This window comes from Ruegeria arenilitoris, assembly GCF_013032855.1.
Taxonomy (GTDB): domain Bacteria; phylum Pseudomonadota; class Alphaproteobacteria; order Rhodobacterales; family Rhodobacteraceae; genus Ruegeria; species Ruegeria arenilitoris.
This window is the reverse complement of record NZ_WQDA01000001.1, coordinates 691,126-704,905: the sequence shown is the minus strand read 5'-3', so window position 1 is coordinate 704,905 and position 13,780 is coordinate 691,126. Positions and strand designations below refer to the sequence as shown.

Below are 13,780 nucleotides of genomic sequence, written 5' to 3'. Positions count from 1 at the left end.
CAGTCGCGACGGCCCCATGCGTTTGTGATTTAGTTCGTTAGCCAGCCGATAACGGTGTCTTCGTTTTCAGCCACCCACTGGCGGGCGAAATCGGCTGCTTCGATGTTGTCCACAGCCAGCGCCTTGCCCATCGCGCTCAGATCATCACCCTGCATCTGGTAGTTGCGGAACAGGGCCGCGACCTCGGGGTGATTTTCCTCAAGCTCTTTGGCGTAGTGCAGGTGCAGAGTTGCCCCGTTCCACGCGGTCGAGGCCTCGGACTTATCCAGCCAGTCCGGGTCATCGGTGGGCTGAACGATCGTCCAGGTGGCCGGATCATGCGGCGGCTCTTCCAGCACTGTCAGATCCTGGGTCACGAAGATGTAGTGCGGGCTGTAGCAGAACCCGATCCACGGATCGCCGGCCTTGGTCGCGTTTGCCAAGTTGGCATAGGCGATGGTTTCTTCGTACTCGGTCAGCTCGAAGATCTGGTCATAGCCATAAGACTTGGCGCGGATCTTCTCGACCACGGTCGACGCCCAGCCGGGTGCGCCGATCCAAACCTCGGGGGTGCCGTTTCCGTCAGTGTCGAAGATGGCCATCTTGTCCGGATCGCTCAGGTCGTCGATGGATTTGATGTCATATTCCTCGGCAATGTAGGTCGGAACGCACATACCCTGCTCGGCCTGAACCGGGTTCTCGTTCATCACGACTGTGCCGTTCTGCTTGACATAGGTGTCGTGCAGGTTCTGCTGGTTCGGCATCCAGACTTCCGGGTGGACGTGCATCGCGCCGGAATCCATCGCTTCGAAGACGATGGGGTTGGTGCCGTTCTGCAATTCGACATCAAGGCCAAGGTTTTCTTCGATAACGACTTCAAGAATGTGCGCGGTGGCGTTCACCGACGCCCAGTTCGGCACACCGATCACGATATCGGCAGCAAAAACCGGGGCAGCGACCGCCATCGATGCGCCCCCCAGTAACGTAGCAAGTTTGTTCATGTTGAATCTCTCCATGTTGGTCGTCTTCGGCGCTGATTCTCGTTGATCGAAAGCGACCAGGCAGACGGGCCTGATCGTCGAGATCGGGTCAGCGTCTCGGATGTATTGAGCGCGTTTCGCATGTGAACACGCCCCGCACTGAAAAAAGTGAAGCACCTGCCGTTTGACCCATCAAGCGCAACTTCGAACCGGGGTCACGGTTTCGAAATTCTCGCAAAATGGTTTCGCTAAATTCCGAATAACGGTCCCACGCGTCGGGGTGAAGCCCGTGGGACCGTACGTTGGATTGGTACGCCTGCAGCATGAAATTTGGCTGCAATGCAGTTTGGTTCAGTGGGGATTGGGCCTCAAACCAGCGCCTGCGGCAAGACAAACGGAACGTCAGTTGCCGGCAGCGTGCTGACCGGCAGATCGATGCCATAGACCTGCCGCATCACCTCGTCTGTCATGACGTCCGAAACCGCCCCGGTGCGCCAGACCTCTCCGTTCGACAGAACGCAGACCTTGTCGGCGAACAACGCGGTCAGGTTCAGGTCATGCATCACGACCACAACGCCCCCGCCCTGATCGGCGAATTCGCGCGCGATGCGTAGAACCGTGAACTGATGCGCGATGTCCAAGCTGGCGACGGGCTCGTCCAGCAACAGCCAGCGCGGCCGGTCGCGCCGCACCGCGCTCCAGACCTGGGCCAGAACGCGCGCAAGCTGCACGCGTTGCTGCTCGCCGCCGGACAGGTTCTGGTACGAGCGCGGCTCGAACCCCGCAAGATCGACATGCGCCAGCGCGCGCGACGGCAAGGCGTCGTCGCCGTCGGCCAGGCCACCGGGCAGGCCCAGCCGTACGACTTCCAGCGCGGTAAAGGGAAAGGCGACCGCCGAGGATTGCGGAAGAACGCCCCGCATCGCCGCCAGTTCCCAGGGCTGCAGGGCCGCGATGTCGTGGCCGTTCAGGGTGATCCGGCCGGTGTACGGGATGTCGCCCGACAGCGCCCCGAGCAAGGTGGATTTGCCCGATCCGTTGGGCCCGATGATCGCAGTGACCTCTCCGGGTTCGGCCAGGAAATTCACATCACGCAGGATCTGCTTGCGCCCGATGCGGACGCTGAGATTTTCAGCTTTCATCATTCACATTCCCATCGATCCGTGGCGGCGAAGCAGGATCCAGAAGAACACCGGCGCGCCCAGAATGGCCGTGACGATGCCTATCGGCAGTTCGGCCGGGGCCACGATCACCCGGCCGATCATGTCGGCGGCCAGCAACAGGGCGGCGCCCAGCAAGGCGGAATTCATAAGCAGCCGATGGTGATCGGGGCCGGCGCCCAGCCGCAGCAGATGCGGCACGACGATGCCGATGAACCCGATCCCGCCCGACACGGCCACGGCCGCGCCGGTGGCGGCGGCCACCGTCAGGATCGCGATGTTCTTGCTGCGTTGCACCGGAATGCCGATGTGATGCGCCACCGCTTCGCCCATGGCCAGGCCGTTCAGGGCGCGGGCCAGACGCTGCGCGCACAGGATCGACGCCAGGATCAAGGGCGCGGCGGTGGCGACCTTGGTCCAGGTCGCGCCGGCCAGCGACCCCATGCCCCAGAAGGTCAGATCGCGCAGCTGCTGATCGTCGGCGATATACACCATGACCCCCGACACCGCGCCCGACAGGGCGGCCAGGGCGATGCCGGCCAGCAGCATCGTGGCGACCGAGGTCTGCCCCTGGCGCGTCGAAACGCGATAAAGGATCAGGACCGACGCCCAGCCGCCCAGAAAGGCGGCAACCGCGACCAGACCACTGCCGACCCAGGCCAGAACGGCGGCGGGCAGTAGGTTGCCGAAGACGATGGCTGTGATCGCGCCCAGCCCAGCCCCCGCGCTGACGCCGACGATGCCCGGATCCGCCAGCGGGTTGCGGAACAGCCCCTGCATCACCACGCCCGACACCGCCAGCGCCGCCCCGACCAGGATGCCCATCGCCAGTCGCGGCAGACGGATGTCCCACAGCACGATCCGGTTCAGATCCGACAGGCCTCGGCCATGCAGCAGATCCGACACGGCCATCTTCAACGAGGCCTCGGACGCGCCGACCGAGATGCTGGCCACGCTGGTCACGGCCAGAAGGCCGACCAGGGCCAGGGTCACCCATGCCGCCCGCGACCTGCGGGCCGCGGCGGACGGGTGCGCGCCGTTGTCCAGTGCCAGCGTCATGAGCCCCTGACGCCCCGCAATGCGGCCGACAGATCCATGACCGCGTCGGCGGTGCGCGGGCCGAAGCCCAGCAGATAGGCGCCGGGCATCCGGATCAGCGCCCGGTTCCGCCCCGCCGGGGTCAGCCGGACCGCGGGCAGCGCGAACAGCTCTTCCTCCGAGAGGATCGGCCCGCCCTGACGCTCCATCATCAGGATCACGTCCGGCGCGGTGGCGGCCATGGCTTCGAGCGCCATCGTCTTGAAACCCGTCACATCGGCGGCCGCGTTTTTGCCTCCGGCCATGCGGATGATGGTGTCGGCCTGGGTCTCGGCCCCGCCGACGACAAACTCGCCGCCCCGTGCCGAAAGCAGGAACAGCACCTTCACCGGCGCACCCTGCGCGGCGGAGGCCTCGGCCAGCGCCCGGTCCAGCCGGCGCGCGGTTTCGGCCGCCAGGGTTTCGGCCTCGGCCTCGGCCCCCAGCGCGGCCCCCACGGCGCGGATCTTGTCGATGACGCCATCGCGCGAGAATTCGTCGGCAATGGTGACGTAATCCACGCCGGCCTCCTGCAGCACAGCGATGGTCTCGGGCGGGCCCGACCCTTCGAGCGCAAGGATCAGGTCGGGGGCAACCGACAGCACGCCCTCGGGCGACAGGGCCCGGCGATACCCGACATCGGGCAGATCCGCCGCCTCGGGCGGCCAGGTCGAGCTGCGGTCACGGCCGACCAGCCGGTGCTGCTGGCCCAAGGCATGGACGATCTCGGTCAGCGAACTGCCGATGGCGATCACGCGGTTGCTCTCGGCCTGCGCGGCCGCCGCCGAAACCAGCAATGACGCGCAGAGTGTCACCAGGCCCCGCATCATGCCGCTCCGGTGTCGGCCGGGCCGGGCAGCGCGGCCACCAGCGCATCCCAGGCGGGGCGATGATCGGCCGCGGAGGTGCGGCGCCCGAAGATCTGAAGGATTAGGGCGCCGTCCGCGTCGAAAGCCTCGACCGAGATCGCCGGGCCGCGCTGGGTCGGTTTGTCGACGGCCCAGACCTCGGCGATTTGATCGCTGCGCAGATGCAGGTTGAAGCCCGGATCCAGCACGTTGAACCAAGGCCCCATCTGCTGAAGATTTTGCACCGGGCCGCCGTGGATCTCGATGCAGCCGCGGTTGCCGACGAAGATCATCACCTCGATCTGCAGGTCCCGCACCGGTTCGAACAGGCCGGTGACCGCCGCGGGATCAACCGCGCGGGCCAGCGGTTCGCCCGCGATGCGATAGGCGCCCAGCCGGTTCATCTTGAGCTTGGAGGTCAGGCGCAGGAACTGGTGCGTGTCCGTCATCTTTGCCCATTCGCGGCGCAGCGCGTCGGCCTTGTCGGCATTGGCCTTGGGCGCTTCGGCCGGCTTGCGCGGCGCGACCGTCATCGTCTGGCCTTGATCCTCGGCAGCCAGTGTCCGGACCAAGCTGTCCCAGTGGCCCAGGTCCGAGCCATCGCGCAGGATGATCTTGTGAACCGCGTCCCCGGCCGCATCGAACACCTGGATCGAGCGGCGCAGACCGGCCTCGGTTTCCCGCTCGACGGCAAAGACATGGTGCCATTGCGCGGGGAACATGCGCAGGTCGATCTCTTCGGTCAGCACCATCGCGGCATGCTGGCCGCTGTGGTAATTGTCGTATCGCCCGATCTTTTCGATCACGCAGGACGGGTTGCGCGTCAGCGCCATGACCTCGCCCAAACCAGCCAACTGGCCGAACAGCCCGTCAAGGCCGGGGTTCAGCCGCGTTACGCCCTGCCCGGCAAAGGCCGCGACCAGCTGGCCCTCGCTCAACCCCAGCGATTCCGCGAAATCGCGGTCTCGCTGGCCTGTCTTCTGCGCATAGGCGGCACGAATATCCTGAGGAGCCATAAGCACCTGTTCCATAGCAGGTTTCCCGTCTTCTTCGTGGTTCCAAGGGGGTGCTGGCCCGGGCGCTGATCGCAATCAGAGACCTGCTGGCAGTGCCGAAATTAAAGGCACGAAACTATGTTGACTGTTTTAGTCACCTTTATTAACGAACACAAGTCGTCGCGAAAAGGCGATTCCAAAAAACAGCAAAAAACTGACCAGCGCCAGCGAACTGCAAGCATCTCCGGTCCTCACACTTGTTTCGAAGGGACAGAAATGCGTGCGCGTACTCATATTGCAGGCCTGCTTGGAACGGCCTCTTGCCTTGGTTTGACGGCGTCCATGGTTTGGGCGCAGGAACAGGATGACGGGTTCCTCGGGACCCTGGAACTGGGCGAAAGCAAACGCGAGATCCAGACCGGCACCGCGGTTCCGGTCACGAATATCGACCAGGAAGAGATCAACGACCGTCAGGCCAACACGGTGGCCGAGCTGATCGATTCGGTTCCCGGCGTCACCCTGGTGAACGGCTCGACCCCGCAAGGATCGGGCATCAATATCCGCGGATATGGGGCCAACGGCACCTTCGGCACCGACCAGAAGGTTCTGATCCTGGTCGACGGCGCCACCACCGGCGCGGAAGAGCTGTACCGGATCGGCAACCAGCTGTTCACCGATCCGCAGCTGTACAAAAGCGTCTCGGTCATCCGCGGCACGGTCGGGTCCTTCGAATACGGCTCGGGCGTCGTCGGCGGCGTGGTTCAGCTGGAAACCAAGGACGCGTCCGACTTTACCGGCGGCGCGCCGGGGTTCCGCTTCCGCCAGACGCTCGAGGGGTATTCCAACGGCAGCGGCTTTGCCTCGTCGTCGATCCTGGCGTGGCAACCCAACCGGCAGACCGAATTCCTATTCAACTACACCTATCGCAACCAGGACGATCAGAAGGACGGCAACGGCGACTCGATCGGCAACAGCGCCTTCACCCTGCCTTCGCTGCTGGCCAAGGGGAAATACAGCTTTGGCGACAACCTTGAACATTCGATCACCGCGTCCTGGAACCAGTCCACCTCGGAAGAGCGCGACGTGCCCTATGATTCCTTCGGCACGACGGCGGATGCGTTCGGCAACGTGGACCGCGACATCGAAACCCGGATCGCCGTTCTGCGTTACCAGTACCGGCCGGCCGGTAACGATCTGGTCGATCTGGACGTCAATCTCAGCTATTCCGAGCAGTCCATCGACAGCAGCTATGTGCCCGGCTCGTCCAGCCTGGAGGGAACGCCCTTCTTCCCCGGCATCCAAGCGCTGGCCGATGCCACGCACAATTACGAAACCACCAAGCTGACGATCAAGAACAGCGCGTATTTCCAGACCGGGGCCGCGTCGCATGATCTGCGGTTCGGGGTGGAATTCATCGACCGCAAGCGGCTGGACGCCCCATCGGCGCCGGGCGGCACCGACCGTCGCGTCGCGCTGTTTGCCGTTGACGACATCCAGTTCGGCGACCAGCTGACCGTCACGCCCGCGCTGCGGTATGAAACGCAGGACATCAAGGGCAACGGCGACGCGGCCGCGCCCTTCAACGCCAGCTATGACAACGACGCGCTGATGGGCGGCCTGTCGGCCCGTTACGAATTCGCCAGCGGCTTCGCGGTGTTCGCGGGCGGGGCCTATACCGAAAGCCTGCCGATCATCGACGATCTGGGCACACCGCTCTACATGACCCAGCCCGAGAAATCCCGCACCTGGGAGGCCGGCTTTTCCTATGACCGCGGCGACATCTTCGCCGCCGGCGACGCCCTGCGCGCCAAGGTCAATTTCTACAGCACCGATCTGTGGGACATCACCTCGTACGTGTCGGGCACTCCGTCCCAGCCCCTGTCCAAGGTCGAAACCGAGGGCGTCGAGATCGAGGCCTCCTATGCCCATGCCACGGGCTTCTACGTCGATTTCAACGCCAACATCGTGAACGCCACCGAGTTCAGCGCGGCGGGCATCGGATCGCCGTGGCGCAACGAACCCACGGATTCGGCGCGGATCACCCTGGGCAAGCGGTTCGGCGAAACCCTGGATGTCAGCTGGGAGATCTTCGGCGCCAGGTCGGGGCTCGATTCCTCGGGCGATCCGGTGGGCGGGTACGGGGTGAACACCCTGCGCGCGACCTATCTGCCGCAAGAGGGCGCGCTGGCAGGCTTCGAACTGCGCGCCGGGATCGAGAACATCTTTGACAAGGCCTATCAGCCGAACCTGTCGACCCGCAATTCGCCGGGCCGGAATTTCAAGCTGACCCTGGCCAAGACCTTCTGAACCCCACACGGAAAGGACCCGTCATGACAAAAGCCGTGCATCACCTTGTTCGGGCGGTCCTGCTGGCCCTGCCCCCCATCGCGGGGGCGGGGTTGGCCAGTGCCGAAGGCACGCAGGGCGCGGGCGGCGTCACGATCGAGCTCAGCTCGGCCGTGGACCAGGATCAGGGCTGCCTGCTGAGCTTCGTGGTCGAAAACGCCCATCCCGCCGATATCGGCGGCGCCGTCTATGAAACGGTGCTGTTCGGCGCGCAAGGCGAAGTGGCCCTGCTGACGCTGCTGGATTTCCAGGACCTGCCCGCCGGGCGGCCCCGCGTACGCCAGTTCAAATTCGCCGGCCTGGCCTGCAATCAGATCAGCCGGATCCTGATCAACGGGGTGCAGGACTGCGCCTATCCCGGCGATCTGACCGATGCCTGCCTATCCGGCCTGACGCTGCGCAGCCGCCTCGAGACCGAATTGATTGGATGACCCGATGGATGCGTTTCTGCAAAGACTGACCGCAATTCTGGACCTGGGCGGCCCGGTCGTGGCCGTGCTGATCGCAACCTCGGTCGCGACCATGGCGCTGATCCTCTACAAGCTGTGGCAGTACAAGGCCGCCGGGGTCGGGCGGCATGTCGAGCTGTCGCAGGCCATCGAAGCCTGGGACCGCAACGACCGGGCAACCGCGCGCGCGCATCTGGACCGAAGCCGCAGCTATCTGGCGCCGGTGGTCGCCATGGCGCTGGAGGGGCACGGGCCGGAACTGATGGACCGCGCCGATGCCGAGGCCGAGGCGCGCTTTGCCGGGCTGGAACGCGGACTGAACGTGCTGGACATGGTCTCGCAGCTTGCGCCGCTGCTGGGGCTGTTCGGCACCGTGCTGGGCATGATCGAGGCCTTCCGAACCCTTCAGGAGGCCGGCAACGCGGTGGATCCGGCGCTGCTGGCCGGCGGCATTTGGGTTGCGTTGATGACGACCGCCGCAGGGCTGGCCGTGGCCATGCCCACCTCGCTGGTCCTGACCTGGTTCGAGGCGCGGATGACCCGCGAACGGGTCTTTGCCAACCGCGCCCTGCGCACGGTGTTTGCCCCCGGCCACGCCGCCGCGCCACGCCCGGCCACCCCGCCAACCGAGGCGCTGGTCCATGGCGCTTGAAACCCGCAAAATTCGGCGCCGGCGCCTGTCCATGACATCCCTGATCGATGTCATCTTTCTGCTGCTGCTGTTCTTCATGCTCACCTCGACCTTCTCAAAAAATGCCGAGATCGAGCTGACCACCGCCGCGGCGGGCGGGGCGCAGGCCCAGAGGTCCATCCGGTTCATCAAGCTGGAACGCGACCGCATCCTGATCGACGGCACCGAAGTCGCGCCCGACGCGGTCGCCGCCCGGTTCGACGGCCGAACCAACCAGCTGGCCTTGATCAGCCTGGGCGGCGGGGCGACCTCGCAGCAGTTGATCGACTTGCTGACCGCCCTTGCGCCCGTGCCCCGGCTCAGCACGCAGGTCATCGGATGATCCGGCTGACCCCCAAAACGAAACCCGGCCGCGAGCCGACGATCGCCCTGATCAACGTGGTCTTTCTGATGCTGGTCTTCTTCATGATCGCGGGCACGCTGGCGCCGCCCCTGGGCAAGTCGGTGCAACTGGTGCGGACGGCCGATCTTGAAGGGCGCGAGCCCCCGGATGCGCTGGTCATCCGCGCCGACGGCGTGCTGGTGTATCGCGGGGCCGAGCTGACGGATGTGGCGGCCTATGTCGAGCGCGCCTCGATCGACCTGCCATTGGACGCCGTGCGGCTGGTGCCCGACCGGGCCTTGCCGGCGGTGCGGTTGAAACAGGTCAGCGACGCCCTGCGGGCACTGGGCGCCAATAGGGTCTTCGTCGTGACCGAGCGGGGCCTGCCATGATTCCGCAATCCCGCATCATGGCCGCCGTGCTGGTCGTGCTAGCCGCCGCGGCCCACGCCGCCGCCCTGTTCGAATTCGACACGGACGAGGCGGTTTTCGTCGAAGGCGGTGGCGCGGTTGCCCCTGCGGCGCTGGGGTCCTCGTTCCGGGACTATGCGGCCGGAACCGTGGCCACACCCCCCGCCACCACCCGTCACTCACCCGTTGCCCCGACACAGACCGCGCCAGAGGCCCCGGCGGACCGTGCGCGCGCGCAGCCGGCCACCATGTTTCAGGCGCAGGCCCCGGCCCAGCGGCAGAGCGCCCATACGCCGACCCTGCAAAAACCTGAGCCGCAGCAGGCGCGGCCTCCCAAACCACACACCCCGACCGGCAATGCCGCGGTCAGCCGTAAAAAGGGCAGCGCCACCGGCAAGGCGGCGACCGGGGCGGCCTCGGCGAAACGGACGAACCGCGCCGCGCAGGAGCAGGGCAATGCCGAGGCCAGCACCTATGCCGGTCTGGTCAAGCGCAAGATTTTGCGCGCCCGTCGCAAAAGCGTGAATATCCAAGGCTCGGTTCTGGTGGCCCTTCGCATCGCGGACAACGGCGCGCTGGCGTCGGTCAGCGTTGCCCGCAGCTCGGGCTCGGCCCGGCTGGATCAGGTCGCACTGGCGCAGGTCCGGGCCGCCGCGCCCTTCCCGCCGCCGCCCGCCTCGGCCCGGCGCACCTATTCGATGGAAATCGTCAGCAAATAGAAACTCAACCCGCGCTTGTCCGGCTACCTGGTGCCCAGCGGCTTCAGCAGATCGAACACTTGGTTCCGCATCCATTTTGCCATCGGATTTGCATCCGATCGTCTGTGCCAGATAGCTATGATGTTGACGGGTTCGATTTCGAACGGCGGGGCAAGAACCTTCAGGCCGAACTCCGGCGCAAACTTCCTGGCCAGCTGAGAAGGCACCAAGGCCACAAGATCGCTTGCACTGACCACTCGGCACACCCCTGAAAACACCGGAAGCGTCATCGCGACGTGCCTTTTTCGACCAACTTTCGCCAGAGCCGCATCACCCATCGCCGCCAGTTTGCCCTCGGGTGAGAACAGCACATGCGACAAGGCGCAGAAGGTTTCCATCGGAAGTTCAGCACCGTCTTCGATCTGTACAAGGAATGGGTTGTCAACGCGCCCGACGACCATGAAGGACGACCGGAACAGCACCTCTCGGCTGATCCAATCCGGTGCATCTGTATCCGGGATCAACGCGAGATCAGCATTGTAGCGCTCAAGACTCTCGACATAGTTCTCGGGAACAAGATCCACCAATTGCGCGACCATCTTCGGAGCCTTGCGGTTCAGGACACCCCCAAGGCCGGGCATCAGCAGCTCGGCGAAAAAGTCGCTGGCCGCGATCTTGAAAGTTTCGGATGCCTGCCTGGGGTCGAAATCATCATTGCGGCTCAGCAGACTTTCGAGTCGATTGAGTTCCTCACGCAGCCCGTCCTTGATCGAAACCGCAAAATCCGTTGGGACAAGCTGATTTCCCCGCCGCACAAACAGATCGTCACCCAAGGCGTGCCGCAGGCGGTTCAACGCATTCGACACTGCCGATTGCGAGACACCAAGTCTTTCCCCTGCCTTGGTGGTGGACCCCGCCGTCAGAATCGCATCAAGAACACGGAGCAGGTTCAGATCAAGCGTTGCGAAATTCATGTTGGTAATACCGTGTATTATGAACTTTCGTTAGATTGATACCGTTTTTTGCGCCTACAAGTAAGGTACCGAAAGCGCTTTCGTTTCATGTCGGATCAAAGGACAGAAGCGATGCATGATCATCTGGTTGATGACGCCACGCTCGAATGGCAGGGCGTTCGTTACAAAACAATTCTGGACCCCGCTGAAACCGGGGGCGCCATGTCGATTGTAGACAGCCTTTCGCCGGTCGGAAGCGGTCCGCCACGGCACATCCATCAGGCAGAAGACGAAGTCTTCGTGATTTTGACCGGTGTCTGCAAAGTCTGGGTCGAAGGTGTCGAAACGCGTGTCGGCCCGGGCGAAAGCATCTTCATACCCCGCGGAAAAGAACACACGTTCAAGGTCATCGGTGATGAGCCCAGCCGTCACCTTGTCATTCTCACACCGGGAGGTTTCGAGGGCTTTTTCCACGCCATGGCAACGGCCCAGTACAAAATTCCGGAAGACATGCCGGACATCGAGGCCGTAGCCGCCAAGTACAACCTGTCATTTACTGGCCCTCCATTGGATTGAACGTCATGACCCAGCACATCGTCTATCATATTCCTGTGTGTCCCTTTTCACAGCGGCTTGAAATTCTGCTGGCGTTGCGGGGGATGAGGGACCGGGTGGAGTTCCGCGTCGTGGACATCACCAAACCCCGCGATCCAGAGCTGCTGAAGAAAACGCGCGGAACGACCGCTCTGCCGGTTCTCGAGACTCCGGACGGGCAGATCATCAAGGAAAGCCTCGTGATCCTGCGCTATCTCGATGAAATGCTCGAAGGGCCAAAGCTGCGGCGCAGCGACCCGGCCGAGCATGCGGTCGAGTCGATGCTGATTGCCAAAGAGGGCGCCTTCACGATGACCGGCTACGTCTATGTGATGAACCAGGACCCCGCGCAGAAAGATGCCCACAACGAAAAACTGCTCGCGCTTTATCGTGACCTCAATGACTTTCTTCTGACCCACAACCCGAACGGTGTTTTTCTGTTCGATCAGTTCGGGTTGGCCGAGGCGGTATTTACACCGATGTTCCAACGGTTCTGGTTTCTGGAATACTACGAAGATTTTGAACTCCCGCAGAACGGCGAGTACGACAGAGTCCGAAACTGGAAAGCCGCCTGCATGGCGCATGAGGCCACGGGGCAGGTGACACAAGACGAAATCGTGAAACTCTACTACGACTATGCATTGGGTACCGGAAACGGAGCGTTGGTGGGCGGCCGCAAAGTGTCGAGCTTTGCGTTCGAGCCACATTGGAAGTCGAGGCCAATGCCACCGCGGGACAAATATGCCGGGACGGCATCGGACAAAGAACTTGGGCTGGTAGTCCCGGCATCTGATTGAAGCCAGAAGGCACGCGGGTCGATCGGGGGCACCCGCCGCGGAGGACCGGCGCCCACAACACGCATTCGAATATGGCCCGGTGGTGCACAGTCGGTCTTAAGTCATGAATACCGGCTGATTAAACCGAACCAGTCTTAGGCTTCCGGGCGCGGAACCGTTGAACCTTTAGCCGTCAGACAAACCTGTTGACGTAGTTCTCCAAGCGCTCCTGCCTTCCGGATCGAGGCTCGGGATTGATACCTTCGGCCAACACTCGAGCCGCGATTTCATCCAGCGATGAGGCAAGCATGGATTGCGCCTCCGGGCTGCCCCATCTGGAGTATCTGTCGGTCAACGCGGCATCAAGCCCGCCATCCTCGATCATCGCGGCGGCGGCCTTCAACCCGCGGGCACAGACGTCCATGCCGCCCACATGCGCCGCGACAAGATCCTCGGGGTCGATCGACTGGCGGCGGATCTTGGCGTCGAAATTCGTGCCCCCGGTCGAAAACCCTCCGGCCTTGAGGATGTAGTAGTAGGCCAACGCGACTTCGGGCACGTTGTTGGGAAACTGGTCGGTGTCCCATCCAGATTGATAATCGTTCCGGTTCATGTCGATCGAACCCAGCATACCCTCGGCCGCCGCTACGGCGATCTCATGTTCAAAGCTGTGGCCAGCCAGGATCGCGTGGCCTTGTTCCAGGTTCAGCTTCACTTCGTTTTCCAGCCCGTATTTCCTGAGAAACCCGATGCAGGTTGCGGCGTCATAGTCGTACTGGTGCTTGGAGGGTTCCTGTGGCTTCGGCTCGACCAGGATGGTGCCCTTGAACCCGATCTTGTGCTTGTAGTCGACCACCATGTTCAGGAACCGTCCCATATGGTCCAGTTCCAGCCCCAGATCGGTGTTCAGCAACGTCTCGTAGCCTTCGCGCCCACCCCACAACACATAGTTCTCGCCGCCCAGCTTGTGGGTCGCATCCATACAGGATTTCACGGTTGCTGCGGCAAAGGCAAAGACGTCCGGATCAGGGTTCGTGCTGGCACCACCCATCCAGCGGCGATGGCTGAACATGTTGGCGGTGCCCCAAAGCAGCTTGGTTCCCGACGCCTGCATCTTTTCACCGATATAGTCGGTGATTTCCTCGAGCGTGCGCAGGTTTTCGGCAAAGTTGCTCTGTTCGGGGCGAATATCCGCGTCGTGCCAGCAGAAATAGGGCTGTCCCAGTATTTCAAACATCTCAAAGGCGACATCGGCCTTCATCCGGGCGCGTCCCATGTCGTCTTGCGGGTGCCACGGGCGGACAAGGGTCGGACCACCGAACGGGTCTCCGCCCTCCCATGCGAAAGAGTGCCACCAGGCGACGGCAAAGCGCAGATGGTCCTCCATGCGCTTGCCCAAAACCACTTCGTCCGGGTCATAGTGACGGAACACCAGCGGGTTCCGACTGTCTACGCCTTCGTACCGGACCTTTTCGATACCCTCGAAGAAACCGCTTGTCATA

Annotated in this window: 15 protein-coding genes; 8 read left to right on the top strand and 7 right to left on the bottom strand. The window is 63.4% G+C overall.

Translation table 11 applies throughout. From position 1 onward, the window contains the following. Window positions 1–29 precede the first annotated feature (29 nt). The 5 genes from GOW72_RS03355 to GOW72_RS03335 form a co-directional block, all read right to left on the bottom strand. The gene (locus tag GOW72_RS03355; protein ID WP_170340226.1) at window positions 30–980 is read right to left on the bottom strand and encodes an ABC transporter substrate-binding protein; all 951 of its coding nucleotides are present in this window, start codon (window positions 978–980) and stop codon (window positions 30–32) included. A 347-nt stretch (window positions 981–1,327) separates the two neighbouring features. Next, a complete protein-coding gene (locus tag GOW72_RS03350) occupies window positions 1,328–2,104 on the bottom strand; it encodes a heme ABC transporter ATP-binding protein (RefSeq protein ID WP_170365121.1) in 777 nt (258 codons plus the stop codon). Further along, window positions 2,105–3,178 (bottom strand): FecCD family ABC transporter permease, encoded by a 1,074-nt coding sequence (locus GOW72_RS03345; RefSeq protein WP_170365119.1) that lies wholly within the window; start codon window positions 3,176–3,178, stop codon window positions 2,105–2,107. It abuts the gene before it with no gap. Next, complete coding sequence (locus tag GOW72_RS03340; RefSeq protein ID WP_244952311.1) at window positions 3,175–4,023, bottom strand: heme/hemin ABC transporter substrate-binding protein; 849 nt, start codon at window positions 4,021–4,023, stop codon at window positions 3,175–3,177. Before GOW72_RS03340 ends, GOW72_RS03345 begins: the two co-directional genes overlap by 4 nt. Continuing rightward, complete coding sequence (locus GOW72_RS03335; protein WP_170365116.1) at window positions 4,023–5,075, bottom strand: hemin-degrading factor; 1,053 nt, start codon at window positions 5,073–5,075, stop codon at window positions 4,023–4,025. Before GOW72_RS03335 ends, GOW72_RS03340 begins: the two co-directional genes overlap by 1 nt. A gap of 306 nt (window positions 5,076–5,381) precedes the next feature. On the opposite strand from GOW72_RS03335, the gene GOW72_RS03330 reads away from it, so the two are divergent. From GOW72_RS03330 to GOW72_RS03305, 6 genes are read left to right on the top strand one after another with little or no spacing between them, the layout of a single operon-like run. Further along, complete coding sequence (locus GOW72_RS03330) at window positions 5,382–7,346, top strand: TonB-dependent receptor domain-containing protein (RefSeq protein ID WP_244952310.1); 1,965 nt, start codon at window positions 5,382–5,384, stop codon at window positions 7,344–7,346. A 23-nt stretch (window positions 7,347–7,369) separates the two neighbouring features. After that, a complete protein-coding gene (locus GOW72_RS03325; protein WP_244952309.1) occupies window positions 7,370–7,816 on the top strand; it encodes a hypothetical protein in 447 nt (148 codons plus the stop codon). Window positions 7,817–7,820: 4 nt separating this feature from the next. Further along, a complete protein-coding gene (locus GOW72_RS03320) occupies window positions 7,821–8,486 on the top strand; it encodes a MotA/TolQ/ExbB proton channel family protein (RefSeq protein WP_170365112.1) in 666 nt (221 codons plus the stop codon). Window positions 8,487–8,517: 31 nt separating this feature from the next. Continuing rightward, window positions 8,518–8,847, top strand: a complete 330-nt coding sequence (locus GOW72_RS03315) for a biopolymer transporter ExbD (RefSeq protein WP_170365110.1) — start codon at window positions 8,518–8,520, stop codon at window positions 8,845–8,847. Beyond that, window positions 8,844–9,239: an ExbD/TolR family protein gene (locus tag GOW72_RS03310; protein WP_170365108.1), complete on the top strand. Its 396-nt coding sequence runs from the start codon at window positions 8,844–8,846 to the stop codon at window positions 9,237–9,239. The genes GOW72_RS03315 and GOW72_RS03310 overlap by 4 nt, the downstream gene beginning before the upstream one ends. Further along, complete coding sequence (locus GOW72_RS03305) at window positions 9,236–9,976, top strand: energy transducer TonB (RefSeq protein WP_170365106.1); 741 nt, start codon at window positions 9,236–9,238, stop codon at window positions 9,974–9,976. The genes GOW72_RS03310 and GOW72_RS03305 overlap by 4 nt, the downstream gene beginning before the upstream one ends. A 23-nt stretch (window positions 9,977–9,999) precedes the next feature. On the opposite strand, the gene GOW72_RS03300 is transcribed toward GOW72_RS03305, so the two are convergent. Further along, window positions 10,000–10,929 (bottom strand): LysR family transcriptional regulator, encoded by a 930-nt coding sequence (locus GOW72_RS03300; RefSeq protein WP_170365104.1) that lies wholly within the window; start codon window positions 10,927–10,929, stop codon window positions 10,000–10,002. Window positions 10,930–11,040: 111 nt separating this feature from the next. Between GOW72_RS03300 and GOW72_RS03295 the strand changes: the two genes are divergently transcribed. Further along, complete coding sequence (locus GOW72_RS03295; RefSeq protein ID WP_170339584.1) at window positions 11,041–11,484, top strand: cupin domain-containing protein; 444 nt, start codon at window positions 11,041–11,043, stop codon at window positions 11,482–11,484. Between the two features lie 5 nt (window positions 11,485–11,489). Then, window positions 11,490–12,299 (top strand): glutathione S-transferase family protein, encoded by an 810-nt coding sequence (locus GOW72_RS03290; protein WP_170365102.1) that lies wholly within the window; start codon window positions 11,490–11,492, stop codon window positions 12,297–12,299. 172 nt (window positions 12,300–12,471) lie between these two features. On the opposite strand, the gene xylA is transcribed toward GOW72_RS03290, so the two are convergent. Next, the gene (gene xylA, locus GOW72_RS03285) at window positions 12,472–13,779 is read right to left on the bottom strand and encodes a xylose isomerase (RefSeq protein WP_170365100.1); all 1,308 of its coding nucleotides are present in this window, start codon (window positions 13,777–13,779) and stop codon (window positions 12,472–12,474) included. Window position 13,780: the final 1 nt, after the last annotated feature.

Coding starts and splice junctions, on each gene's coding strand:
- GOW72_RS03355 (WP_170340226.1), bottom strand. CDS start 980: ATGAACAAACTTGCTACGTTACTGGGGGGCGCATCGATGGCGGTCGCT.
- GOW72_RS03350 (WP_170365121.1), bottom strand. CDS start 2,104: ATGATGAAAGCTGAAAATCTCAGCGTCCGCATCGGGCGCAAGCAGATC.
- GOW72_RS03345 (WP_170365119.1), bottom strand. CDS start 3,178: ATGACGCTGGCACTGGACAACGGCGCGCACCCGTCCGCCGCGGCCCGC.
- GOW72_RS03340 (WP_244952311.1), bottom strand. CDS start 4,023: ATGCGGGGCCTGGTGACACTCTGCGCGTCATTGCTGGTTTCGGCGGCG.
- GOW72_RS03335 (WP_170365116.1), bottom strand. CDS start 5,075: ATGGAACAGGTGCTTATGGCTCCTCAGGATATTCGTGCCGCCTATGCG.
- GOW72_RS03330 (WP_244952310.1), top strand. CDS start 5,382: ATGGTTTGGGCGCAGGAACAGGATGACGGGTTCCTCGGGACCCTGGAA.
- GOW72_RS03325 (WP_244952309.1), top strand. CDS start 7,370: ATGACAAAAGCCGTGCATCACCTTGTTCGGGCGGTCCTGCTGGCCCTG.
- GOW72_RS03320 (WP_170365112.1), top strand. CDS start 7,821: ATGGATGCGTTTCTGCAAAGACTGACCGCAATTCTGGACCTGGGCGGC.
- GOW72_RS03315 (WP_170365110.1), top strand. CDS start 8,518: ATGACATCCCTGATCGATGTCATCTTTCTGCTGCTGCTGTTCTTCATG.
- GOW72_RS03310 (WP_170365108.1), top strand. CDS start 8,844: ATGATCCGGCTGACCCCCAAAACGAAACCCGGCCGCGAGCCGACGATC.
- GOW72_RS03305 (WP_170365106.1), top strand. CDS start 9,236: ATGATTCCGCAATCCCGCATCATGGCCGCCGTGCTGGTCGTGCTAGCC.
- GOW72_RS03300 (WP_170365104.1), bottom strand. CDS start 10,929: ATGAATTTCGCAACGCTTGATCTGAACCTGCTCCGTGTTCTTGATGCG.
- GOW72_RS03295 (WP_170339584.1), top strand. CDS start 11,041: ATGCATGATCATCTGGTTGATGACGCCACGCTCGAATGGCAGGGCGTT.
- GOW72_RS03290 (WP_170365102.1), top strand. CDS start 11,490: ATGACCCAGCACATCGTCTATCATATTCCTGTGTGTCCCTTTTCACAG.
- xylA (WP_170365100.1), bottom strand. CDS start 13,779: ATGACAAGCGGTTTCTTCGAGGGTATCGAAAAGGTCCGGTACGAAGGC.